Origin of the sequence: Gordonia sp. (in: high G+C Gram-positive bacteria), from assembly GCF_049647785.1 — a bacterium.
Classification (GTDB): domain Bacteria; phylum Actinomycetota; class Actinomycetes; order Mycobacteriales; family Mycobacteriaceae; genus Gordonia.
In genome coordinates, this window is the sequence record NZ_JBARYI010000078.1 from 50,394 (window position 1) to 74,772 (window position 24,379).

Genomic DNA, 24,379 nt, shown 5'->3' on the forward strand with positions numbered 1-24,379 from the left:
CCCGGCATGGCTGTCACACGTCGCCGGTAGTCTTGCTCCGTGGCCCTCTATCGCACCTATCGTCCGGCAACATTCGCCGAGGTCGTCGGCCAGGAGCACGTCACTGAGCCCCTGAGTCGAGCCCTCGATACTGGCCGCATCAACCACGCCTACCTGTTCTCCGGTCCGCGCGGTTGCGGCAAAACATCATCCGCGCGAATCCTGGCCCGCTCGCTCAACTGCGAGCACGGACCCACCTCAACGCCGTGCGGCACCTGCGCGTCATGCCTAGCGCTGGCACCGGGCGGGCCCGGCAACCTCGACGTCGTGGAACTCGACGCCGCGAGTCACGGTGGCGTCGACGACACCCGAGACCTCCGCGACCGAGCCTTCTATGCCCCGGCCGAATCCCGCTACCGCGTCTTCATCATCGACGAAGCGCACATGGTGACGCCCGCGGGCTTCAACGCGCTCCTGAAGATCGTGGAAGAACCGCCAGAACACCTGATCTTCATTTTCGCGACCACTGAACCGGAAAAAGTGCTGACGACCATCAAGTCGCGCACCCACCACTACCCGTTCCGACTGCTCGCGCCGCCAGTCATGCGCGGACTGCTGGAGAGCATTTGCGAACGCGAAGGTGTCGTCGTGGCGCCGGAAGTGTTCCCGCTCGTCATTCGGGCAGGCGGCGGCTCTCCGCGCGACAGCCTCAGCATCCTCGACCAACTCCTCGCTGGCGCGGGCGACGAAGGCGTCACCTATCCCCGCGCATTGTCACTGCTTGGTGTCACCGATTCGGCCCTGATCGACGGTGCCATCGACGCACTAGCCTCGAGTGACGGTGCCGCCCTCTTCGGTGTTGTCGAGAGTGTCGTCGACGCAGGCCACGACCCTCGGCGCTTCGCGATCGACCTCCTCGACCGCTTCCGCGATCTGATCCTTCTCCAAGCCATCCCCGATGCTGCCGACCGAGGCCTCGTTGAGGCCCCGGAAGATCAGATCGCTGGAATGGTCAACGCCGCAGCCAAACTCGGTCCCGCAACACTGACCCGCTACGCCGAAGTGGCGCATGCTGCGCTCGGCGAAATGCGTGGAACCACGTCGCCGCGACTGCTGCTGGAAGTGATGTGCGCACGGCTGCTGCTTCCGGCGGCCTCCGCCGACGATGCGGCGCTCCTGCAGCGCGTCGAAAGCCTCGAACGTCGTCCCGCAGGAAGCGGTCCCGCCGTCGTCGAAGGAGCCCCAGCGGTGGCGCAGGGTGCACCCGCGGCTGCTCCGCAGGCCCCGGCAAGCGAGGATGCCCCGCCGCGCTTTGTCCGACCGTCCCAACGCAAGGCTGCCCCCGAACCGGCACCCGCCGCGGCCGCACCGGAACCGGCACCCACTCCGGCACCCACTCCGGCGCCAACAACAGAGCCGACAACAGAGCCGACGCCCGCCCCGGAACCGGAGTCAACACCGGAACCCGTGCGCGAGCAAGCCACGCAGCCGGAGCCGACCCCGGAACCTGAGCCGACCCCGGAACCTGAACCGGTCCGCGCAACCGTGCATCCGCCGGTGGAATCAGATCCGCGAGCACCGGAACCGCCCGTCCGCGATCAGGGCACGCAGCGTGGATCACGTCCCGCGCAGGCACCGCCGCACGACGACATCCCGCTGCCACCGGAGCCGCCGATGGAGTCGGATTACATTCCCGAACCGGAACGGCACGTGGCGAAGGCCCCCGTAGCGTCGGCCGCGCCCAAGCCGGAACCGGAGAAGCCGTCCGGACTCACTGTCGAGGCTGTCACCGCCAAATGGCCGGAGATCCGCGCAGCGGTCCGCAAACAAAGCACCGTCCTCGAGGCGATGCTGTCTGCGGCGTTCGTCCATCACGTCGACAGCCCCAATGTTGTTCTCGGGCATCCACATTCGGCGCTCGTGGGACGACTTTCCGATGACCGCGGCCTCCGTGCACTGAACTCGGCGGTCACCGAGGTGTTCGGTCCGGGCCTCAGCGTTTCGCTAGTGCACGCGCAGCCGGGTTCGGCCCCGGCTAGCGCGCAGTCGCCGTCGAACGAGCAGGCGCAGTCAACTCCGCAGCGTCGCCAGACGTATACGCGGCCAAGTCAACCCCAGGGTGGGCAGGCGGCTGAGGCGAGTCGGGAAGCGACGCCGGAGCTTCCGGAGCCGGAAGCACCGCCTGTCCCCGACGAAGAGCTGACCCACGCCGAACGCGCAGAGATGGTGGAGCAAGCGCAGACGGGCACTCCCGACCATCGCCTCGACCCCGACCAGGTGGCCCTGGAGTTGCTGAAGTCTGAGCTCGGCGCTCGCCCGGTGGAGTAGTTCGCCGCTCTGGCAAGAATTGTCAGACCCCAGCGGTACCGTCCAGCTTGTCGGTTGGTGATCGCTGGGGGAGCGGATGACGACAAATCTAGATGTGGGTAGACAATCGATCTACCATCAAGAGATGAAGACCATCACGGTGGCTCAATTGCGCCAGAACCCAACGGAGGCGTTGGAGGCAGTCGCTCGTGGCGAACGTTATGTCGTCACTAAGCACCGACTCGCGGTGGCGCACTTAGTTCCGGTGGACGACGCGCCAATGGGGATTCGTCCTGCGAAGGAACCTGGCAGCGCACGCCTGCGCGAGCAGACAGACCTGCCCGACCTGCCCATCGAGGAGGTCGAGGGGTTGCTGGCTGAGATGGAAGAGGACCGGTGACGACGCGGTATTACGTCGATACCTCGATCGCGGTGCTAGCCCTCACCAGCAACTCCGCAGCCCGATCTTGGTTCGACGAGGCGACCGCCACCGGATCGCTCTCGTCGTCTCGCTTACTGAAGACAGAGTTGACGAGAGTACTCCGGCGAAAGGGCCTCCCGGTCGCCTTGAGGTCGCGGATCCTCGATTACGTCAGCGTCGTCCCGATGACAGAACAAGTCCTCGTATTAGCGGAGGCTATTTCGCAGCACGTGAAGACGCTCGATGCGATCCACCTTGCCTCGGCTTTGCAACTCGGTGAAGCGACGGTAGTGAGCCACGATGCGAAGATGCTGACCGTTGCTACTGATCTCGGTCTGGAAACGTTGGACCCGTTTGGCTGAGGCCTGACGCTTTCGGAGTCCACCAACTCCTACGGCGTCCACCAGTCTTTACGGCGTCCACCAACCTCTACGGCGTCCACCAACCTCTACGGCGTCCACCAGGGCCGCAGCGGCAGCGTCGTCGTCGAATCGAGCTGCAGCTTGGTCGCCAGCACATGGTGCAGCTGAACAATGTTGCGCTCGAACCCAATACGACAGCCAGCCATGTACAGGCCCCACAGGCGTGCGGTGCCCTCGCCGACCTCTGCGACCGCTTCGTCCCAGTTGGCGACGAGGTTGGCGTTCCAGTCGCGCAGTGTCATGGCGTAGTGCAGGCGGAAGTTCTCCTCGTGCAGCACCTCCATCCGTCCGACATTCTGGATCTTGGAAATGATGGTGCCCGAACCGGTCAGTTCCCCATCGGGGAACACATAGCGGTCGATGAACGGGCCAGCCTTGCTGCGCCTGCTGTTGTGCGGGCGGGTGATGGAATGGTTCAGGATTAGGCCGCCCGCACGAACCTTGTCGCGCATGAAGGCGAAATACTTCGGATAGTTTGCGACGCCGATGTGCTCGGTGAGGCCGATCGAGGAAATCGCGTCGAAGCCGGATTCGGCGACGTCGCGATAGTCGCTGAAGCGGACTTCCGCGAACTCCGACAGTCCCTCGTCAACGATGGCCTTCTGTGCCCAGCGTGCTTGCTCGGACGAGAGGGTGACGCCCAGGGCGTACACGCCCCTTCGTGCCGCATACCGGACCATCCCGCCCCAGCCGCAGCCCATGTCGAGCAGGCGATCGCCTGGCTTGAGATCGAGCTTCTCGAAGATGAGCCGGTACTTGTTCTCCTGCGCCTCCTCCAGGGTGGCTTCGGGATTGTCGTAGACGGCGCATGTGTAGGTCATCGATTCGCCGAGGACCAGTTCGTAGAAGCGATTCGACACGTCGTAGTGGTAGTGAATAACTTCGGCGTCGCGTTCCTTTGTGTGGCGCAACCCTTCGGCCATTCGACGCCACCGAGGCAGGCTCTCCTGCGGGGGCGGGGCAATGAGCTTGAAGTGTTCGCGACCGATGGAGCGGGCTACCTTCGCCAATTCCACCGGGCTCGGTTTGGTGAACTTCAGGTCGCCCGCGAGGGCCTGAAGGGCACCGTAGGGATCCCCGGGATGCGAGCCGATAAGTTCCAGGTCGCCGGCAATGTAGGCACGCGCGAGCCCGAGGTCGCCGGGTGCGGTTACCAGGTAGGTGGTGCCGCGCGGATTCTTCAGATTCAGTCCGTACTGGGCGTCTTCCGGTCCGGCGCTGCTGCCGTCGTAGGCCGTGACGCGCACGGCGAGATCGTTGCCGACCAGCGTTTCCAGGACTTGCGCGAGCTTCATGCGTGTTTCACCGCTTTCTCGTATAGGCCGAGCAGACGACGTTCGGGGTCGTACTTTGCCTTCAGTGCATCGTAGGTACTTCCGCCGTAGAGTTCTGCGAATTCTTCTGCGCTGTAAAAGGATTCGGAATACAGCGACTTGTGTCCACCCAGTTCGCTGACCTTCTGCTCGATCCGTCGATTGGTATAACCGGGCTGGCCGGGGGTGACGGGCACACCGGACCAGAACCCAACGTTGACGTAAAATTTCCCGCGTTCGAGCGGATACAGAGACCACGGCTGGACCGCGTCGGTGCCGATCGGCGAGGGCTCCGTCAGTTTCAGTGGGCACAGCCAAATCGGTTCAATCGGCACTTGCTCGAGGAACCAGTCGATGAAGTCGACGGCCGCTTCGATCGGAACCTCAATGTCTTGGACCACCCGCTCAGACGCGGGTAGTCCCTTGCGGGCGTTGAGTTTGTCGCCGATGTCCCACCGTTGGTCGTAGCCGATGAGTTTCCAGTAGAAACTGCTGCGCAGGTACTTCTTTGGCCAGAAACGGCGGACCTTGGGATTCTGGGCCCCGAATGCACGCGAACACCAGAACCAGTCGGTGTCCCAACGCCACAGGTAGTCGCTAATCGTCAACCGGTCGCGCTTGGGCTCGGGACTGTCGTGCTGGATGGACCGATAGAAGATGCGGTGATTCGTGTAATCACTGACCGGGCCGGGATCGTCGGACTGCCTCCCCAGGACCAGGTAGCCCTCGTCTGCGGAGAAGACCACCCCGTCGAGGTAGTCGACGCGCTCGCCGAGATACTCGCGGTCGGTGGCAATCTGCGCCATCAGGTCGCGCAGTTCGCGGGTGCCATGCACGCGCACGTGCCGCAATTCGACGAAGCGGGGCACTTTTTCGAGGGCAATTTCCAAGCGCACGCAGTATCCGAGCGTGCCGTACGAGTTGGGGAAGCCGAAGAACAAGTCTCGATACTCGTTGTCTGGACGCGCGATCACCACTTCGCCCGCGCCGGTGAGGATCTCCATTTCCAGCACGGACTCGTGTGGCAGCCCGCTGCGAAACGAACTGCTCTCGATGCCCAAACCGGTAACGGCACCGCCCAGCGTGATCGTCTTCAGCTGCGGAACCACCAGGGGCACAAGGCCATACAGCAGGGTGCGCGCGACGAGATCCTCGTAGGTGCACATCCCGGCCACCTGTGCCGTCTGCTTAACGGGGTCGACTGAAATGACGCCATTGAGATCGGAAACATCCAATCCGGGCGACGACACTTCCGCGCGCTTCCGGAACAAATTAGAGGTCTTCTTCGCCAATCGGACATTGGTTCCGGTCGGAATTGCGTGGTAACTGTCCAGGAGCTTGCTCCTGCCGCGCCGGAATGCAATGTCGTTGTACTCGGATGCGTTCAAAGCCACATTCCCACCGTAGCCCCATCGCCAGTACGGTGGATGGAGTCCATCGCCACCGCCGCATTGAAATCAGCGGGGCGATACCAAAAGCGGCATGCACTCAGTGCCGATCCATCCATAAGGAGCCACCAAAAGTGGGACAGGTAACCGCCTCCGCCAGCATGTCGATTAACGCCGCACCGGAAGCCGTCAGCGCCGCACTGGCCGATTACGCGACCGTTCGGCCGACGCTGCTTCCGGCAAACTACCGCGACTACCGCGTCGATGAGGGCGGCAACGGCAACGGCACGCTGGTTCATTGGATCTTGCAGGCCACCGAGAAGCGCCAGCGCGATGTCCTTGCCGACGTCACCGTCCAGGGCAACACCATCACTGAGACCGACCGCAATTCGACGATGGTCACCACGTACGTCGTCACCGGCGCTGGCGCAGGTTCGACCGTCGAAACCACCACCACGTGGAAGGGTGCTGGCGGCATCGGCGGCTTCTTTGAGCGCACGTTCGCGCCCAAGGGTCTGAATCGGATCCAGACCGAACTGCTGACCAACCTCAAGAACAAGCTCGAGAAGTAGTACTTCTGAGTCGTCGGGGACGCAGTCGCGTCAAACCACTGGCCGCCCGGGATGGCATTGATGCCACCCGGGTGGTTTTGCGTGCGCTGGGCAGCACCGTCTGCGAGGCACTGCTGGCGGCACCGTCGTTGAGCGAGTTGTCGGAGGCCGATCTCCGGGCACGGTCGGCGGCGGGGGAGATCGTGGACGTCGACGGCAATCCGGTCGACCTCGACGCCACGGTGCTGCGCCCGGCCCCGGTGTATCTCTACCGGGACCTGCCGCACGAGTATCCCGTCCCCTTCGACATGCCGATCCTGCATGTCGACGACGACATCGTGGTGGTCGACAAGCCGCACTTTCTGGCGACGATGCCGCGCGGCGCGCACGTCGCGCAGACGGCCCTGGTGCGACTGCGCCGGGAACTCGGCTCCGACGATGTTGCCCCCGCTCATCGACTCGACCGGCTGACAGCGGGCGTCCTGCTCTTTACCCGTCGTCGGGACGTGCGGGCCGCCTACCAGGAACTCTTTGCCGAACGGCAGGTCCACAAGGAGTACCGGGCGTATGCGCCGGTCGACGACTCTCTCGCGGCAGGGAGGCGCGTGGAGAACCGGATCGTCAAGACCTCCGGCGACCTCCGCGCCCAAGTGGTGCCCGGCGAGGTCAATGCGATCTCTTCCATCACGCTCGTCGGACAGGACGACGGTATCGGCGAATACCACCTGCTCCCGACTACCGGTCGCACCCATCAGTTGCGGATGCACATGGCTGGCCTCGGCGTTCCTATCCTGGGCGACCCGCTGTACCCGGATGTGGACCCGGACCTCGCTTCCGCGCCCGAACGCGGCGATTTCTCCCAGCCGTTGCGGCTGGTAGCGCACGTGCTGTCGTTCACCGACCCCCTCTCGGGGGAGCGGCGGGAGTTCCGCACCCAGCGTTGATCGCGGGTTCGCGTACCCTCGCGGCATGGCCATCATCGCGTCGTACGAGCGGCATCCCGACCTCGGATGCGAAGCCGTTGTGTTCCTCGACGACGAATCCGACGCCTGCTTCCAACTGCAGCGCGACCTTCCCGGCGGCCCGCGGGCAGGGGAGTACTGCATCACCACCGGTGCCAGCGCCCCCATCTACGACGGCATCACCAACTGGCGGCGCGTCGACAACCGATTCGAATTCGCGCTCACCCCGCGAGCGGCCCGATTGTTCGGTGACGAACTGCTGTCGTTCCAGGTAGTCGCGTCGGACGATGTCAGTATTGACGAACTCGCCGGGCACGTCGACCGCTTCCTTGCGGCCAACCGACTACCCTGAGATACGTGACTGACGCATTCGATCCCAGCGCCCTCTTTGGTGGCGGAGCAAACGGCGAGAACCCGATGGCGGGACTGCTCGCGCAAGCCCAAGAAATGCAGACCACGCTGCTGCGCGCCCAGCAAGAACTAGAGGAAGCCGTCGTGACCGGCACCGCTGGCAACGGCCTGGTAACCGTGACCGGATCAGGCGCTGGCGAGGTGACGGGCATCGAGATTTCCCGCGATGTCGTCGACCCCGAAGATATTGAGACCCTGCAAGACCTCATCATCGGTGCGCTCGCTGATTTCTCGAACGTCAGGGAGAATCTGGCCTCGGAAAAGATGGGGCCGTTGGCTGGCGGACTGCCCGGATTGGGCTGATTCACCACCATGTACGAAGGCCCGATTCAGGATCTCATCGACCAACTCGCGAAGCTTCCCGGGTTGGGCCCGAAGGGTGCGCAGCGCATCGCTTTTCACCTGCTTGCCGGTGAGAATGTCGAGATTGATCGGCTCATCGCCGCCCTCGGTCACGTGCGCGACGATGTTGTTTTCTGCAGCGAGTGCGGCAATGTGGCGGCCGAGAAACTCTGTCGCATCTGCGCTGACGCGCGCCGCGACGTGACGAAGATTTGCGTCGTCGAAGAGCCGAAGGACATCTACGCGATTGAGCGGACCAGGGAGTTCGACGGTCGCTATCACGTGCTCGGCGGGGCCCTGGATCCGTTGTCGGGCATTGGGCCGGACCAGTTGCGTATCCGCGAACTCCTGCGTCGCCTCGGCACGCAAGAGGACGGGCAGGACGTTTCGGAGATCATTGTCGCGACCGATCCCAATACCGAGGGCGAAGCGACCGCCACGTACCTGCTGCGGATGTTGAAAGATTTCCCCGGGCTGTCGGTCACGCGCCTAGCATCTGGTCTGCCCATGGGTGGCGACCTGGAGTTCGCTGACGAGTTGACGCTGGGTCGGGCACTGTCGGGCCGCCGCGTTCTGGTGTGACGGCCTTCCCCAATGACCGACACTCTCGATCCGACGCCGCGAGATTGGTCGTGGCTGGCTGACGAAGTCGCCACCCGCAGCGGGCTGATCGAGGGGGCCATCGCGATCGACGGACCGTCGGGTGCCGGGAAGAGCACGTTTGCTGCCGAGTTGGTGCGGGCGTTCGCTGACCGCAGTCGTGCTTCGGTCCTCATTAGTACCGATGACTACGCAACCTGGGACGATCCTGCAGCGTGGTGGCCGGAGTTGGAGCGCGATGTATTGGGCGCTTACGAACGCAACCACGACTACTCGTACTCGCCGCGCGTGTGGGTCGACGGCCATCCGCAGCCGGGGCCCGAGCAGTGGGTGCGGTGGCAGCCGATTCTGATTGTCGAGGGTGTTACGTGTGCCCGCCGGAGTTCGGCTCACCGGTTTACCCAGCGGTATTGGCTCGACGGTCCTGACCCGGAGCAGCGACTTGCCCGCACCGTCGCCCGCGATGGCGAAGCCGAGCGTGACCACCTGACGCGCTGGCAGCACTTTGAGAAAGGCTGGTTCGCCGTCGACAAGACCCGCTCCCGATGCGAGGTTTTGTCGTCGATTTCCGAGTAGCGACTGAGCGTAGCGATGGAGAGTATCGAGGAGCGACGACCCCTACCGCGCGGCGGCCAAGCGTTCCTTGCGGAGACGGTCCACCTGCGGGAGGTCCAAGGGGGCGAGCTTGGTGCCCGTCGCCTTTTCCAGGAGGTAGTCGGCGAGTTCGGGATTGCGGGCCAAAACCGGACCGTGCATGTACGTGCTGACCACACTGCCCTGCACGGCACCCTCGATGCCGCCGCCAGCACCATTGCCGACACCGTCGCGGACGCGGCCCAGCGGCTTGGCCGCCGGACCCAAAGTGGTGGCGCCGCGATGATTTTCAAATCCGGACAGTGGCTGGGTTAGACCGTCGAGCAGGGGCATGGTTACCAGTTCGCCGATTGCGCGAGCCTCTTGGGGCGAGGTCGTGAGATCGAGCATGCTGATCCCTGAAACCCGTTCGCCCGCAGCAGTCTCGTACCAGTGACCCAAGACCTGGATCGCGGCACAGATCGCCAGGACCGGCCGGCCAGCGTCCGCTGCCCGCTGCAAACCGGGGTACCGCTGAAGATGGCGAGTCGCTAGGCGCTGGGCATAATCTTCGGCGCCACCGAGGGTGTACACGTCAAGGGATTCGGGGACCTCGTCGTCGAGGGTGATCTCTACGATCTCCGCATCAAGGCCGCGCATGCGAGCGCGCTGACGCAAGATCAGGGCGTTGCCACCGTCGCCGTACGTGCCCATCACATCGGGCAGGACCAGGCCGATCCGCAGTGTCGACTCGCTCATCGGGTGCCTCCTTCGGTCGTGGCTTCCGGCGCGACGGGCTGGGCGCCTGCGCGTTCCAGGGCAACGCCAAGGTCGCGGAACGCGGTGTAGTTGGCGAGCACCTCCACGCGGCCCGGAGGGCACGAGGCGATCGCATCGAACGGATTGTCGATCACCGTGTGCTCGGAACCGGCATACAGCAGGCGGACCGACAGGTCTGCCGCGCGCTCGCCCGCGGCAATCACCTTGGTCTGCTCGAAAGCTTCGAAGCGCACATCCCACAGCCACGACAAGTCTTCACCATCGGGAACCTGGCCGTTAACGGCAATCACCAGGCTGTCGGCCGTCTCGTCGATCATCGACAGCGCTTCCTGCCAGCCCGCCGGGTTCTTAGCGAGGAGCGTGCGGATCCGGTGGCCATTCAGGTCGACGGTGCCATAGCGTCCAGCCACCTCTCCGACGGTCCCAACCGCGCGCGCGGCGAATGCTGGATCGGCACCCATGGCAACAGCGGTGGCGATGGCCTGCGTAGCGTTGCCGCGGTTGGCTCGACCGGGCACCTGGAGCGTCATCGGTGCGACGAAACCGTCGGGGCCGTAGACGTTGTCGTCGTCGAACCACCACTGCGGTTCGGGGCGGGCAAAGTTGGCATCGCCGGTCGATCGCCAGTGATCGCCCTCGCGGACGATGGGCTCACCAGATCGCGGACAGCTCACCGAGTCGCCGACCCAGCTTGCGCCTGCCGCGACCCACACCACGTGGGGGGCGTCGAAGGCGGCCGACGTGACGAGCACGTCGTCGCAGTTAGCGATGATCGTGGCGTCGGAATGATTGTTGATTCCGCGGCGCAGGCTTTGCTCGATGACGTTGATTTCGCCGACGCGGTCGAGCTGATCGCGAGACAGGTTCAGCAGAGTCATGGCACGCGGTGACGTGTTGTCGGCGACGTGCGCCACGTGTAGCTCGTCAACCTCGAGGGCAGCGATAGGGGCGTCCTGCTGCAGGCTCAAGGTCGCGATAATGCCTGCGTCCATGTTGGCGCCGTCGGCCTGCGTGGCGATCTCCCCGAGCCCAGCGAGTGCGGCAGCCGTCATCCGGGTGGTGGTGGATTTGCCGTTGGTTCCGGTGATCAGCGCGACCGATTTCCCGGCGGCCAACCGAGTCATGATCTTCGGGTCGATCTTCTCGGCGATGAGGCCGCCGATCATCGAACCTTTGCCGCGACCGGCGGTGCGAGAGGCCCAGCGGGCAGCCGCGGCAGCGGCGAGCGCGGCGCGAGTACGGACGGGGAGTCGGGTGGCTTCCGGCATGACACGAGTTTCCCACATGCGCGCATTTGGGCTGCTCCTGCGGGTGGGTGCGGGTGCCCAAAGATAACGCCATTAATTAATGTGACCGTTAGTAACGGCATAGTGGTTTGTCTGCCAGCAAGTGCGCGACGCAGCATCGCGCGCATGAGTGAGGCAGTCGCCAATGCTGCCCGGGAATCTCGGTGATAGGTTCGGCGGTGTGAGCCGCGCAACAGCAGTCAAGCTGCCTGTCCCGATGAAAATCCAACGATCGGTCCTCCTGGCGACCGCCAAGATGCCCAATGCCGTGCGAGCCCGGCTATCTCGTCTTGCCCCGGTCAATGCCGACGGCGACCGACTCGACCCGATGTTGACGGCAATCACCTTGGCTTCCAAGTACATTCCGTCGTTCGCGCTGATGGGCAAAACGGTCGAGGAATCACGTCGCTCTCTCGATCTCAATAGCGCAATGATGGCCGAAAGCTTTGGTCCGTTCGCGGTCGAAGAAGACCTGGTCATGGATACCGCTGCCGGGCCCGTGCCGGCCACGCGTTACAGCTTGGATGGCAACGGTCGCGGATTAATCGTCTTCTATCACGGCGGTGGATTCGTTGTGGGTAGCCGCGTCTCGCACGATTCGGCAGTGCGGGCACTGGCGGTGGCTTCGGGCGCCGACGTGCTCGCGGTCGACTACCGACTTGCTCCCGAGCACCGCTTCCCCGCGGCGGTGGACGATTCCGTCGCCGCCTTCCGCTACGCGGTAGCTAAGGCTGCCGACTGGGGCATTGACCCGAACCAAATTGTGGTGGCCGGAGACTCAGCCGGCGGTAATCTCGCGGCGGTCGTAGCTCAGCAGGTCCGTGGCGACGACGTTGTGCCGTGCCTGCAGTTATTGGTCTATCCCGTCGTCGACATGTCCCGTAAGCGCCCGTCCATCCACGAGTTTTCGACCGGCTTCTTTTTGACCGAAGCAGATATGGATTACTTCCGCGAGACCTACCAGTCCTCAGCAGACGACGTCTCCGACCCGCGATTCTCGCCGCTCCTGGCGGAGAGTCTGTCGGGCCTGCCGGACGCGCACGTCGCCGTCGCCGGGTTCGATCCGCTGCGCGATGAAGGCCTGGAGTACGCCGATGCGCTCGAGAAGGCAGGCGTATCGGTCACCGTCGATCGTGTTGGTCCGATGATCCACGGCTTCCTCAACATGGGATTGTTGACGCCGGTCGCCCGCGACAGCATTGCCCGGATGGGGGAAGCGATCAAGAGGGCTGTCGCCGCGGCATAGGAACGGCGGCGCTCGCGCGGAGATTCTGCTGGGGCGCACAGGCCGCGAATAAAGAAATCCCCGCCCGGAACCCGAGCGGGGATTTCTTCGCTAGTGCGTCAGCGATCTACGGTGCCCAGGTGCGGGCACCCTCGGCGGCTTCTTCAACGGGTGCGGCCGAACGGTGTGCGCGGTTCACGGCTGAAACCACGGCGCGCAGGCTGGCGGTGGTGATCGACGCGGCGATACCGACGCCCCACACCACTTCGCCGTTGATTTCAGCTTCGACGTAGCAAGCGGCGTTCGCGTCGTCGCCCGCGGTCATCGCGTGCTCGGAGTAGTCCAAGACGCTGACGTCGTAGCCAATGGTCGACAGGGCGTCGACGAAGGCGGCCAGCGGGCCGTTGCCGGTGCCGCTGATTTCCTTCTCAACACCGTCGACGAGCACGGCGGCGGTGACCGAATCTTCGCCGTCGTCGGTCTCCGCGGCGTCGACGCGCTGGCTCAACCGCTCCAGCGGGGTCACCGGCTGCAGGTATTCCTGCGAGAACACATCCCACATTTCCTTGGGATTGACCTCGCCGCCCTCACCGTCGGTGAGCTTCTGGATCTCGCGGCTGAACTCGATCTGCAGGCGACGCGGCAGGTCCAGGCCGTGATCGGCCTTCATGATGTACGTGACGCCGCCCTTGCCGGACTGGCTGTTGACACGAATCACGGCCTCGTAGCTGCGGCCCACATCCTTCGGGTCGATCGGCAGGTATGGCACCTGCCACAGGATGTCTTCGACGTCCTGATCGGCGTTGTCGGCGTCGATCTTCATCTGGTCGAGGCCCTTGTTGATCGCATCCTGGTGGCTACCGGAGAACGCGGTGTAAACCAGGTCGCCGCCGTAGGGGTGGCGCTCGGGAACGTTCAACTGGTTGCAGTATTCGACGGTGCGACGGATCTCGTCGATGTCGGCGAAGTTGATCTGCGGGTCGATACCGCGGCTAAACAGGTTCATGCCCAACGTCACCAGGCACACGTTGCCGGTGCGCTCGCCGTTGCCGAACAGGCAGCCTTCGATCCGGTCCGCGCCAGCCAGGTAGCCCAGCTCAGCTGCGGCGACACCTTCGCCGCGGTCGTTGTGCGGGTGCAGGCTCAAGATGATCGAGTCGCGGCGCGCCAAGTTGCGGTGCATCCACTCGATGGAGTCGGCGTAGACGTTGGGGGTCGCCATTTCGACGGTCGCGGGCAGGTTCAGGATCAGCGGGCGTTCCGGAGTCGGGTTAATGACCTCGGAGACGGCGTCGCAAACTTCCTTCGCGTAGGCGAGTTCGGTGCCGGTGTAGCTCTCGGGGGAGTACTCGTAACGCCAGTTGGTGTCCGGGTACTTCTTGGCTTCGTCCAGGCACAGCTGCGCGGCGTCGGTCGCAATCTTGGTGATGGCGGCCTTGTCGGCGCGGAACACGACGCGACGCTGCAGCACAGAGGTGGAGTTATAGAAGTGCACGATCACGTTCTGGGCACCGGCGCACGCCTCGTAGGTGCGCTGGATCAGCTCGGGGCGAGCCTGCGTCAGGACCTGGATGGTGACGTCGTCGGGGATTGCGCCGTCGTCGATGATTTCGCGGACGAAGTCGAAGTCGGTCTGGCTGGCCGACGGGAAGCCGACCTCAATCTCCTTGTAGCCCATGCGAACCAACAGGTCGAACATGCGGCGCTTGCGTGCCGGGCTCATGGGGTCAATCAACGCCTGGTTGCCGTCGCGCAGGTCGACGGCGCACCACAGCGGGGCTACTTCGGCGACCTTGTCGGGCCAGGTGCGGTCGGGCAGCGACACCTTCTCGACCTCATCGGCGAAACTCCGATAGCGGTGCACGGGCATCGCCGAGTTACGTTGCAAATTCCAACTGGCCTGGCCATCCGGAATGGGTCCCGTGGGGGTTACCAAGCGGCTGGGGCCGGAAGTGAAAGCGTCTGCTGGTGCCATGATTGGTCAATCTCCTGATCAAAGAAGTGGGGTTGACCGGCGCATAAAGAGGCCCCGCGACGGAGAGCCGGTCGGATCAGACCCCGCCGCGGCAACCGAGAAGGAGCGCGCGCTGCATGCTCTCCAGCATAACACCGCTGACGGTCCACCCGGCATTTCAAACGCGGGTGTGAAAGGGTTCACGGTCGCGTTGCGCCGCGGAGAGCAGCCAGTACGACCGCCGCGAGCACCAGCAGCGCGGACCCGCCGACCCCGGCGGCAACATGCAGTCCGTCGACGAATGCGGCTCTGGCGGCATCGATCGTCGCCTGTCCTGCTGAGCCCAATTCGCTTGCCTGCTTGAGGGTTTCGCCGAGTGAATCGGAGAAACCACGACCTTCGCGGTCGGCGATGAAGACGGCGGTGGCGATGGACCCAAGGAGTGCTAAGCCGAGCGAAGTCCCCAACTCAAAGCAGGTTTCGGAGATCGCCGAGGCGGCACCGGATTGCTCGGGCGGTGCGGCGCCAACCACGACGTCTGTCACCAAAGCGAAGATGACGCCGTACCCGACGCCGGCCACGGCACTGATCAACAGGAAGATCCAGAGGGGCGACGACGGTGTCATCGCGAGATAGCCGAAGTTGGCGATGCCTGCCAGCAGGACCGATCCGACGAGTGCGGCCCGGACGCCGACGAGTCGCGCTACCCGGTCGGCGGTGATGGAGAAGACGGCAATGGTGATTGCCATCGGAAGTCCGGCGAGGGCGGCCGCGAGGACGTCGTGGCCCAGGACCGACTGCAGGTAGACGTTCGCAAGGTAGGCGATGCCCGCTTCCACCATGATGCCGACCAAGGCGATGGCCAGGGCCGCGCTGAAGATGGGATTTCGGAACAGGCGCAGGTTCAGCAGTGGTGCGGGCGTTCGCGACTCGTGCCAGAGGAAGGTAAGCAGCATGGCGAGGCCGAACAGGCCGGTGATCACCGCAGCTGTGGAGAGACCTTCGGTTGCGAGCGACTTCACCGAATACACCGCGGGGAGCAGGCCGAGCATCGACAGGAGGACGCCGATGACGTCGAACGGTTCGCTGCTCGGTGAGTGGTACTCGGGCAGGACGAAAGGTCCGACGGCGAACAGGATCGCCAGCACCGGCACATTGATCAGAAACACCACACCCCACCAGTAGTGGTGCAGCAACATGCCGCCGATGACTGGGCCGAGGGCCGCGCCGCCAGCAAACGCCGACGTCCAAATCCCGATGGCACGCGCTCGGGAACGACCGTCGGGAAACATGTTGGCGATCAGCGCCAGACTGGCGGGCATCAGAGTGGCACCGCCGACACCCATCAGGGCGCGCGCGGCGATCAAGAAGGCAGTGCTTGGAGCGAACGCGGCGAGGACGGAGGCCGCACCGAAAAGTGCGGCACCGAGGAAGAGGATGCGGCGGCGACCAATTCGGTCGCCCAGGTTGCCCATGGTGATGAGCAGACCCGCGATCAGGAATCCGTAGATGTCGAGGATCCAAAGCTGGCCGGTAGCTGAGGGATCGAGGGCGTCAACGATGGTCGGCATTGCCAGGAAAAGGACTGACACGTCCATCGAGACCAGCAACACCGGAAGCAGCAGCACGGTCAGGCCCCACCAGGCGCGGCGGTTGTCGGCCGGTGGCTGGCCGGTGGGCGGGGGTGCCGCGGACATGGTGGAACTCCCTGGGAGATGGGGCGTGGACCAGCCAAGATTACGCCGTCATTTTCTAAACCCCACGGTGGTGAAACCGGCGCGCAAGAATGGAAGTGGACGCACCTGTGGTGGCGCCCGGCAGTTAACGGTCGTGGCAAGGAGATGATCGTGGCGAGAGGGAGGCGTCGGCTCGGCCTGCTCGCGGCACTGGTTGGCCTGACCGTCGCGGTGGCCGCCTGCGGCAGCTCGGCGATGGCCCCCAGCAGCAGTACGCCGACAGTCCTGGGTTCGGCGGAGGGCACAGTCAGCGTGCTGGCCGGGCCCGGTCACGTGGAAGACGGCAGCAACAATCGGTCCGTCAACTGGGTGCAACCCTTCAGTCAGCAGACGGGTTGGCAGGTGGAATTTACCTCGTTCGGGACGTCGGACGAGGCAGTTGCCAAGATGCGGAGCGGTCAGTTCGACGTCGTATCGGCGTCCGGGGATGCCTCCCTGCGGCTGATTGCCGCGGGTGACGTTGCACCGATCAACACCGCATTGCTCTCCAACTACCCCAACATCTACCCGTACCTTCGGGAAAAATCCTGGAACTCGGCGGGCGGGAAAGTTTACGGAGTGCCCAGCGGTTGGGGTGCCAACCTGCTGATGTACCGGACCGACCTCGTTAAACCCGCGCCGACGTCGTGGTCTGCGGTCTTCGACGACGCCGATCGGTATCCCGGCAAAGTCACCGCGTACGACTCGCCGATTTACCTGGCCGATGCCGCGCTCTACCTGATGAAGCACCGCCCGGAACTGCGAATCACCAACCCGTATGCACTGGATGAACAGCAGTTTCAAGCGGTCGTCGATCTCCTAAAAATCCAGCGCGCCAGCATCGGTTTCTACTGGAACGACATTGTTCACGAGGTACTGGCCTTCAGTGCCGGGTGGAGTGTCATCGGAACCACCTGGCAAGTCGGTGCCAACCTGGCGCGCGATGGCGGTGCGCAGGTCGAGACGGTAACGCCGGTCGAAGGCTCTACCGGCTGGGCTGATTCGTGGATGGTGTCGTCGCGCGCTAAGCATCTCAGTTGTGCGTACCAGTGGATCAACTACGCGTTGAGCCCCACGGTGAACGCACAGATCACCGAGTACGTCGGCGAAGCACCCGCCAACTCGAAGGCCTGCGCGCACTCGAAAGACCGCAACCACTGCGCGGTTTACCACTCCGCCGACGCCGCGTATGCCTCGAAAATTTGGTACTGGGCGACACCGATGGCCGACTGCCTCGACGGTCGGACCGACGTGAAGTGTGTCGACTATGCGGGGTGGACGAAAGCGTGGCTGGAGATCAAGGGGTGAGCCTCAGGCGACGATCGATAGGCCGTGCCCGACGTCCCACCGCTGCGCGGAATCCCGGATGAACTCGCCGGGTGCTACGAGCGGTGACGACGTGACGATGGCGCGGTCCTCGGAATTCACCAGGGCGGCCCCGGGGGAAACCGTCTTGAGCGAGGTCAAAATGCGATGTTCCAAGGCGGCGACGGTGACATCGAAGCCCACGACTCCGGCCGGACCGTCGGGCCGGTAGGTGTCGACGGCAGCGGTGTACGTGATGGAGAACTCGTCGGTGCAGAGCAGGTCGACGTACGGCCCGGTGATGGCCATGTGCCCGGTGCTGATCGGTGTCACGTACCAGTCTGCGGTGAGGTAGCGACCGCGTGCGGCATCGGACAGATTGGCGATCGGGTCGACGCGGTCGACACCGGTACCTTGCCACCACGCCATGTAGTAGCGGTCGGAGTTGAGCAGGCCCGGTGCGGCAATGAATCCGCCACCGGAAACAACGGAGTCGTCGGCCTTCAGTACCTCGGCGACGGTCGGTTTCACCGCGCGTTCAATCGCAGCAGCGTTGAGCGTCCCGCGGTGCGCCGCCAGCGAATGGCCCAATGCCACCGACCACCGCTGCAGGCTGGTGGAGATTTCTGTCAGCGATCGGGCGACTGCAGCTACTTCGGGCGATGTAGGCACGATCAGCGAGTCCTTTACTTGGGGCGAGATGTGGGTTGGGCCGTCGCCGGCGCTCCGACTCGGTTAGCCGGTTTGCGAGCGTCGAATGAGAAGCCAATTCACGGTATGGGTAATCAGCGCGCGGATGGCGGATTCGGCGTTCGCCTCGCTGCCCTCGGCAATGGCAGCAAGCACGGCGGACCGATGCGCGCACGACTCGCGACGATAGTCCGGGTCGGTGTTCGGCAGATAGGTGAGGCATCCGAGTTCAGACTGCGCCTGAATCAACGCTCGAGCCAAGCGGGCGATGCGCGCCGCAGCAGCGACTTCCACCAGGAATTCGGTTTCCAACTGGCGCCACGTCGTCGGATCCTGCTCGACATCCGGACTGTCCGGGTCGCCGATGAGGTCACCCAGGAGCTTCAGGTCGCTCGGGCTGGCTCGGCGGGCGGCCGCTCGAGCACAACCGACCGCCAGCGCCTCGTAATGGGCACCCATCTCGAAGATGTCGGTGCGCGACGTTTCCCGTAGCCGGGCCTCGGCACGTTCGGTAGAGGGTGCGAGGCCAGCGGAGATGAAGCTTCCCCCTGTACGGCCGCGAGTGGTTACGACGATTTCAGCGTCGCGGAGTCGGGCGAGCGCTTCACGAACGGTCAAGGGGGAAACACCAAGCGCCGCAGCAAACTCAACCTCGTTGGGGAGGCGTTGGCCCGGACGCAAGACGCCCGATTCTGCGGATTCCGCGATGCGATCGCTGATCTGGTCGACGAGGGAACCAGACCGGAGCGGCGTAAACACGGCGGACGTGCTCCGACTCGGCTCGGTGTTCAACATGACGCGGCCTCTTCTCTGCCGTGGCGGCACGGCATGTAGGCGGTGAGGAGGGAGAGTGTATGAAACGGAAAAATTGTGAAATTCGGGCGAGGGGATGGATCAGAGTAAACATACGCGGCGCCTTGCACGTCACAGACAAAACTGAGTCGAGCTTGAGCTAGATCGCATACTCGAACACCGTCAACATATGTGCGCCAAACCATCCGGAGAACACGGCAACCAGCGCTAACATCGCCGCGATTTCGGTGCGCGGGCGGGTTGCTATCCGCAGGGCAACTGGAATGAACAGGACAAATGCCGGCAGCAGCAGTCGTGCCCGGCTCATCATCAGTCCGTCCGACAACAGGATGGATGCCACCACCAGAGCGCCGTACACCAACACCGGCCATGGCACGCGATCGGCGATTGACCATCCGAGCAGAGTGATAACGGACACGAAAATGAGCGCGGTCGCGACCGCTGCGAAGGTCGAATCCGATCCCAGCGAGTCGACAAGGAAGCGCCACGTGGCACGACCGCCGTCGATCCTGGTGTTCCATCCGGAGGTCTGAACTTGGAACCAGCCGTCGAGGGAACCGGTCTTCGCGGCGACCAATGCCAGGTATCCGAGATAGCCGAGTGGGGCAATCCCGACTGCGACCCAGGCGCGGCGACCGTCGCGTCGGCCGAGGAACGCGGCGACCATCACGACGGCGATCACGGCGACCCCCGTCGGTCGCACCACTCCGGCGCCCAGGGCGCAGAACCCGGCGAGCAGCCAGCGTCGTTCGGTGACCCCAACGAGTGCCCATGCCGCGGCCGCGCAAAACACCGCTTCGGTGTACGCCATATTGAGGACCACCGACATGGGGGTGGCTGCGAAGAGGGCCACCAGGATCAGTCCGACGATCGGTGCCTGTTCTTGCGAAGCTCTGACCTGTGGTGACACCCGCGTCGCGCAGTGCTGACCTAGCCGCCCAATAGCCACCGCGGCGAGGGCCCCGGCAAGCACGTTGACGATCATGGCCGCCGCAAACGGCGAGATTCCCGGGAGAATGGCAACGGCCCGGACCAGCCAGGGGTACCCGGGGAAGAATGCATACGCGGTGAAATCGGTATGGACACCGTTTGCATCGGTGAACCAGGGTGGGACTCCGCCGTAGCCGTAGCGGGCGAGCCCGAGCATCCATTCGCCGTCCCACTTCGACAGTGTCGACGTCATTGCGAGCTGATGGGCGTTGGTAAAAACTGAGAGGACGGCGAGCCCGACTAGCCGGACGGCGAAGTACACGCCGACGCACAGCAACGCGAAACGGTGGGCCCGCACTGAACGTTCAGTGGCCACACGGAATTTCGACGGCGGACGGCGGCGTTGATTAGTCGCAGAGGTGGCTGTCATCGGGCCCGATGTTACGGCAGGACCGCGGCGGACGGTGGTCGCTGGAATGCGTCTGGTCAGCGGCGGCAGGTAAGGTGAACCGGGCGCAAGGCCCCTAGTACAGGACTGGCCTTGCCCAAGTGACTGATCTTGCAAAGTGACTGCAAAGACAAAGGAAGGTTGCACGACGTGGCTCTGGTTGTCCAGAAATACGGTGGCTCCTCAGTGTCGGATGCCGCTGGCATTCGCCGAGTCGCCGAGCGCATCGTCGAAACCAAGCGTGCCGGCAATGAAGTCGTCGTGGTGGTTTCCGCCATGGGCGACACCACCGACGAACTCCTCGACCTCGCACAGCAGGTCACCGAGAATCCGCCGGGCCGTGAGATGGACATGCTGCTTACCTCGGGTGAGCGGATCTCCAATGCGCTGGTAGCGATGGCGATTAACGCCCTCGGGGAAAACGCACAGTCGTTCACCGGTTCGCAGGCGGGCGTCATTACTACGAGCAGCCATGGCAAAGCCAAGATTATTGACGTGACGCCGGGTCGCGTTCGCAGTGCCCTCGACAACGGCCACGTAGTGCTCGTGGCTGGTTTCCAGGGCGTCTCGCAGGACACCAAAGACGTCACGACCCTCGGTCGTGGCGGCTCGGACACCACGGCAGTCGCCTTGGCTGCGGCGCTCGACGCTGACGTCTGCGAGATCTACACCGACGTCGACGGCATTTACACCGCTGACCCCCGCATCGTGCCGAACGCTCAACGCCTCGGACATGTCTCGTTTGAAGAGATGCTCGAGATGGCAGCGTGCGGTGCCAAAGTTTTGATGCTGCGTTGCGTTGAATACGCGCGCCGCTACAACGTTCCAATTCATGTGCGCTCGTCGTACTCGAATAAGCCCGGCACCATTGTCTCGGGCTCGATGGAGGACATCCCCGTGGAAGAAGCAATCCTCACCGGCGTCGCCCATGACCGCAGCGAAGCCCAGGTCACCGTCATTGGTATCGACGACAAGCCCGGCTACGCCGCCAAGGTGTTCCGTGCTGTCGCCGACGCCGAGATCAACATCGACATGGTGCTGCAGGGCGTGTCGGCGTTGGAGACCGGCAAGACCGACATCACCTTCACCCTGCCCAAGGAATTGGGCGAGTTGGCGGTGGAAGAACTCGGCAAACTGCGCGATGAGATCGGGTTCTCCGAGGTTGTCCTGGACGACAACATTGGCAAGGTCTCGCTGGTTGGTGCCGGTATGAAGAGCCACCCGGGCGTCACCGCGACGTTCTGTGAGGCGCTCAGCGACGCAGGCATCAATATCGAACTGATCTCGACATCGGAGATCCGCATCTCGGTGTTGCTGCGCGAACAGGACCTGGACCAAGCGGTCCAGGTGCTGCACGAAACCTTCGGCCTCGGTGCTGAAGAAGAAGCCGTGGTCTACGGCGGAACCGGGCGATAGGAGTCGGGTAATGGGTGTTCGTTTGGGTGTAGTCGGCGCGACCGGGCAGGTCGGCGGCGTGATGCGTCAACTGTTGGAGGACCGGAACTTCCCGGCCGACGAGATTCGTTTCTTCGCATCGCCGCGTTCGGCTGGAAAGACCCTGCCGTGGCGCGGCGGTGAGATCGTCATTGAAGATGCCACCACAGCCGACCCTGCGGGTCTCGACATTGCGTTGTTCTCCGCTGGCGCCACCATGTCGAAGGTTCAGGCACCGCGATTTGCCGCTGCTGGCGTCACAGTCATCGACAACTCGTCGGCGTGGCGCAAGGATTCTGACGTGCCGCTGATTGTCGCCGAGGTTAATGGCGCGTTGGCGAAGAACCCGCCCAAGGGCATCATCGCGAACCCCAACTGCACCACGATGGCGGCAATGCCGGTTCTCAAGCCGTTGCATGACGCCAAGGGCCTGCAGCGCCTCGTCATTTCTAGCTACCAGGCTGTGTCCGGCAGCGGACTCTCGGGCGTCCGCGAACTTGCCGGTCAGGTTCGCGCCGGCATCGACGGCGCGGAGAAGCTGGTCTACGACGGAAGTGCCGTCGACTTGGGCGAGACGATCAATTACGTCGCGCCGATCGCTTTCAACGTGGTCCCGCTGGCAGGTTCGCTGGTCGACGATGGCAGTGGCGAGACGGACGAAGACCAGAAGCTGCGCAACGAGTCGCGTCGTATCCTCGACATCCCGGAACTGTTGGTCAGCGGAACGTGCGTTCGCGTCCCCGTCTTCACTGGACACTCACTGTCGATCAACGCCGAGTTCGCCGAGTCGGTGACTCCGGAAGAAGCTCGCGAGATTCTCGCGACCGCCGCTGGTGTACAGGTCGTCGACGTGCCGAATCCATTGGACGCTGCGGGCGGCGACGTCTCGTTGGTCGGTCGTATCCGTCAGGACGAGGGTGCCCCCGCGGGCCGCGGGCTGGCGCTCTTCGTCTCGGGTGACAACCTCCGCAAGGGTGCTGCCCTCAACACGATTCAAATCGCGGAGCTGCTCGTCTAGCCCGAACCCCGCCGCTTGTCCTTCCCGCATGATGCGTTGATTCCCGCTACACGTCCGACGTGTAGCGGGAATCAACGCATCATGCGGGAAAAGGTGGGTGGGCGGGTGTTACAGAATTCACACGTTTGTGAGAGAGCTCACAGAATGGCGTGAAATCTGTACTACTCATCGGTAACTTTGTGCCGTAAGTTACAAAGCGTGAGAAATATTCGGGGCATCGTCTCATCGAGCCGTCAAACATTGTCAGGCGCAGCTAAGCGCGTCACTGTCGTCGCTGTTGTGAGTGCAGTTGCTGGCGCGACGCTGGTTTCGACCAGCGGTGCCGGCACTGCGGAAGCTGTCGGCAACTTCTACCTGCCGCCCGCTAACTACTCTTCGACGCCGGGTGACATCGTCCGTACGCAGCACGCCGACCTGCTCCTGCAGATCCCGGGCGTAAAGCGGCAATGGCCGGGCAACGCTACCCGCATCATGTACACCTCCACCAAGCAGGACGGATCCAAGACCGCCGTGACCGGCACCGTCGTCGAACCGACCGCGCCGTGGCAGGGCAAGGGAAAGCGTCCGACGGTCGTGCTGGCTCCCGGCACCATCGGGCAGGGCGACCAGTGCGCAGGCTCGAAGATGCTGTCGTTCCCGATGTCGATCGACCCGACCAAGCCGAGCATCGGCGTCAACTACTCGGGCCTGGAGATGAACCTCTTCCTCCTCAACGGCGTTCGAGTTGTCATGACCGACTACATCGGCCTCGGCACCCCGGGCATCCATACCTACGTCAACCGGGCCGAGTCCGCACACGCGGTTCTCGACGCCGCGCGCGCAGCACTCAAGACTGCCAAGGCACCGAAGGATGCACCGGTGGCCTTCGCGGGCTACTCGCAGGGTGGCGGTTCGGCAGCCGCGGCGGCCGAACTGGCGTCGACGTACGCTCCCGAACTCAACGTCAAGGCCACCTACGCGGGTGCGCCGCCCGCAGACCTCGCCAAGGTGCTCCCGGCCATCGACGGAACCTTCATCACCGGTGCTATCGGCTATGCGATCAATGGGCTCGCCGCGCGTTACCCGGAGATCAATTCGATCTTGGACAAAGAAACAAACGCGACCGGACGCAAGGCGCTCAAGGCAGTCTCTACCCAGTGCATCGGCGACACCGCATTGGCCTTCGGTTTCCAGCGCACCAGCTCGTGGACCCGCACCGGTGAGTCGCTATCGTCGGTAATCAAGCGCTACCCGGTGATCCAGGACGCGCTGGCCGATCAGCGGATCGGAAAGCTCAAGCCGAATGCACCGGTCCTGATTTCCACCGGCATCAACGACGACGTGATTCCGCACGGGCAGGTCATCACGCTGTACCGCGACTGGAAGAAGCAGGGGGCCGTCGTGCATCTGGCGAACGATTACACCCCGCCGATCTTCCCGGGTCTGGTCGTCAACCATGCGCTGCCTATGCTTTTCCAGCTCCTTCCGGGTACCAACTTCATCCTCGGCGAGTTCAACAGCTGAACCGGTAAG

The 24,379-nt window shown here is 63.9% G+C and carries 23 protein-coding genes; 14 read left to right on the forward strand and 9 right to left on the reverse strand.

Annotated elements, in window-relative coordinates:
- The first annotated feature begins 39 nt into the window (after nt 1-39).
- The 3 genes from WBA38_RS12105 to WBA38_RS12115 all read left to right on the forward strand — a co-directional run bounded on the left by WBA38_RS12105 (nt 40) and on the right by WBA38_RS12115 (nt 3,069).
- Nucleotides 40-2,307, forward strand: a complete 2,268-nt coding sequence (locus WBA38_RS12105) for a DNA polymerase III subunit gamma and tau (protein WP_424322806.1) — start codon at nt 40-42, stop codon at nt 2,305-2,307.
- A 124-nt stretch (nt 2,308-2,431) separates the two neighbouring features.
- On the forward strand, nt 2,432-2,686 hold the full coding sequence (locus tag WBA38_RS12110) for a type II toxin-antitoxin system Phd/YefM family antitoxin (RefSeq protein ID WP_424293052.1): 255 nt from the start codon (nt 2,432-2,434) through the stop codon (nt 2,684-2,686).
- Complete coding sequence (locus WBA38_RS12115) at nt 2,683-3,069, forward strand: type II toxin-antitoxin system VapC family toxin (protein WP_424293051.1); 387 nt, start codon at nt 2,683-2,685, stop codon at nt 3,067-3,069. Before WBA38_RS12110 ends, WBA38_RS12115 begins: the two co-directional genes overlap by 4 nt.
- A gap of 86 nt (nt 3,070-3,155) precedes the next feature.
- Here WBA38_RS12115 and WBA38_RS12120 read toward each other — a convergent pair whose 3' ends face one another.
- A complete protein-coding gene (locus WBA38_RS12120; RefSeq protein WP_424293050.1) occupies nt 3,156-4,424 on the reverse strand; it encodes a class I SAM-dependent methyltransferase in 1,269 nt (422 codons plus the stop codon).
- Complete coding sequence (locus WBA38_RS12125) at nt 4,421-5,836, reverse strand: FAD-binding protein (protein ID WP_424293049.1); 1,416 nt, start codon at nt 5,834-5,836, stop codon at nt 4,421-4,423. The genes WBA38_RS12120 and WBA38_RS12125 overlap by 4 nt, the downstream gene beginning before the upstream one ends.
- A 128-nt stretch (nt 5,837-5,964) precedes the next feature.
- On the opposite strand from WBA38_RS12125, the gene WBA38_RS12130 reads away from it, so the two are divergent.
- The 6 genes from WBA38_RS12130 to WBA38_RS12155 all read left to right on the forward strand — a co-directional run bounded on the left by WBA38_RS12130 (nt 5,965) and on the right by WBA38_RS12155 (nt 9,272).
- Nucleotides 5,965-6,402, forward strand: coding sequence for an SRPBCC family protein (locus tag WBA38_RS12130; protein WP_424293048.1), 438 nt, complete (start codon nt 5,965-5,967; stop codon nt 6,400-6,402).
- A 71-nt stretch (nt 6,403-6,473) separates the two neighbouring features.
- Complete coding sequence (locus WBA38_RS12135) at nt 6,474-7,325, forward strand: pseudouridine synthase (protein WP_424293047.1); 852 nt, start codon at nt 6,474-6,476, stop codon at nt 7,323-7,325.
- 25 nt (nt 7,326-7,350) lie between these two features.
- Complete coding sequence (locus WBA38_RS12140; RefSeq protein ID WP_424293046.1) at nt 7,351-7,695, forward strand: hypothetical protein; 345 nt, start codon at nt 7,351-7,353, stop codon at nt 7,693-7,695.
- A 5-nt stretch (nt 7,696-7,700) separates the two neighbouring features.
- Entirely contained in the window at nt 7,701-8,057 is a 357-nt protein-coding gene (locus tag WBA38_RS12145; protein ID WP_424293045.1) for a YbaB/EbfC family nucleoid-associated protein, read from the forward strand.
- A gap of 9 nt (nt 8,058-8,066) precedes the next feature.
- Nucleotides 8,067-8,678 (forward strand): recombination mediator RecR, encoded by a 612-nt coding sequence (recR, locus tag WBA38_RS12150; protein WP_424293044.1) that lies wholly within the window; start codon nt 8,067-8,069, stop codon nt 8,676-8,678.
- A 12-nt stretch (nt 8,679-8,690) separates the two neighbouring features.
- Nucleotides 8,691-9,272, forward strand: coding sequence for a uridine kinase family protein (locus tag WBA38_RS12155; RefSeq protein WP_424322807.1), 582 nt, complete (start codon nt 8,691-8,693; stop codon nt 9,270-9,272).
- 42 nt (nt 9,273-9,314) lie between these two features.
- On the opposite strand, the gene WBA38_RS12160 is transcribed toward WBA38_RS12155, so the two are convergent.
- The gene (locus WBA38_RS12160) at nt 9,315-10,028 is read right to left on the reverse strand and encodes a type 1 glutamine amidotransferase (RefSeq protein ID WP_424293042.1); all 714 of its coding nucleotides are present in this window, start codon (nt 10,026-10,028) and stop codon (nt 9,315-9,317) included.
- The gene (locus tag WBA38_RS12165) at nt 10,025-11,317 is read right to left on the reverse strand and encodes a MurT ligase domain-containing protein (RefSeq protein ID WP_424322808.1); all 1,293 of its coding nucleotides are present in this window, start codon (nt 11,315-11,317) and stop codon (nt 10,025-10,027) included. Before WBA38_RS12165 ends, WBA38_RS12160 begins: the two co-directional genes overlap by 4 nt.
- 199 nt (nt 11,318-11,516) lie before the next feature.
- Between WBA38_RS12165 and WBA38_RS12170 the strand changes: the two genes are divergently transcribed.
- A complete protein-coding gene (locus tag WBA38_RS12170; protein ID WP_424322809.1) occupies nt 11,517-12,581 on the forward strand; it encodes an alpha/beta hydrolase in 1,065 nt (354 codons plus the stop codon).
- Nucleotides 12,582-12,687: 106 nt separating this feature from the next.
- On the opposite strand, the gene leuA is transcribed toward WBA38_RS12170, so the two are convergent.
- Together leuA and WBA38_RS12180 are read right to left on the reverse strand one after the other, a co-directional pair.
- On the reverse strand, nt 12,688-14,535 hold the full coding sequence (gene leuA, locus WBA38_RS12175; RefSeq protein WP_424293609.1) for a 2-isopropylmalate synthase: 1,848 nt from the start codon (nt 14,533-14,535) through the stop codon (nt 12,688-12,690).
- 179 nt (nt 14,536-14,714) lie between these two features.
- Nucleotides 14,715-16,211: an MFS transporter gene (locus tag WBA38_RS12180; protein WP_424322810.1), complete on the reverse strand. Its 1,497-nt coding sequence runs from the start codon at nt 16,209-16,211 to the stop codon at nt 14,715-14,717.
- Between the two features lie 144 nt (nt 16,212-16,355).
- Between WBA38_RS12180 and WBA38_RS12185 the strand changes: the two genes are divergently transcribed.
- Nucleotides 16,356-17,537, forward strand: coding sequence for an ABC transporter substrate-binding protein (locus WBA38_RS12185; protein WP_424322862.1), 1,182 nt, complete (start codon nt 16,356-16,358; stop codon nt 17,535-17,537).
- Between the two features lie 3 nt (nt 17,538-17,540).
- Here WBA38_RS12185 and WBA38_RS12190 read toward each other — a convergent pair whose 3' ends face one another.
- The 3 genes from WBA38_RS12190 to WBA38_RS12200 all read right to left on the reverse strand — a co-directional run bounded on the left by WBA38_RS12190 (nt 17,541) and on the right by WBA38_RS12200 (nt 20,397).
- Nucleotides 17,541-18,206 (reverse strand): cache domain-containing protein, encoded by a 666-nt coding sequence (locus tag WBA38_RS12190; RefSeq protein ID WP_424322811.1) that lies wholly within the window; start codon nt 18,204-18,206, stop codon nt 17,541-17,543.
- Nucleotides 18,207-18,269: 63 nt separating this feature from the next.
- On the reverse strand, nt 18,270-19,019 hold the full coding sequence (locus tag WBA38_RS12195; protein WP_424322812.1) for a FadR/GntR family transcriptional regulator: 750 nt from the start codon (nt 19,017-19,019) through the stop codon (nt 18,270-18,272).
- Between the two features lie 157 nt (nt 19,020-19,176).
- Nucleotides 19,177-20,397, reverse strand: a complete 1,221-nt coding sequence (locus tag WBA38_RS12200; protein ID WP_424293613.1) for a hypothetical protein — start codon at nt 20,395-20,397, stop codon at nt 19,177-19,179.
- Between the two features lie 168 nt (nt 20,398-20,565).
- On the opposite strand from WBA38_RS12200, the gene WBA38_RS12205 reads away from it, so the two are divergent.
- The 3 genes from WBA38_RS12205 (at nt 20,566) to WBA38_RS12215 (ending at nt 24,370) form a co-directional block, all read left to right on the forward strand.
- Entirely contained in the window at nt 20,566-21,831 is a 1,266-nt protein-coding gene (locus tag WBA38_RS12205; protein WP_424322813.1) for an aspartate kinase, read from the forward strand.
- A gap of 10 nt (nt 21,832-21,841) precedes the next feature.
- On the forward strand, nt 21,842-22,867 hold the full coding sequence (locus WBA38_RS12210) for an aspartate-semialdehyde dehydrogenase (protein ID WP_424293616.1): 1,026 nt from the start codon (nt 21,842-21,844) through the stop codon (nt 22,865-22,867).
- A 198-nt stretch (nt 22,868-23,065) separates the two neighbouring features.
- Nucleotides 23,066-24,370: a lipase family protein gene (locus tag WBA38_RS12215; RefSeq protein WP_424297116.1), complete on the forward strand. Its 1,305-nt coding sequence runs from the start codon at nt 23,066-23,068 to the stop codon at nt 24,368-24,370.
- The last annotated feature ends 9 nt before the right edge of the window (nt 24,371-24,379 follow it).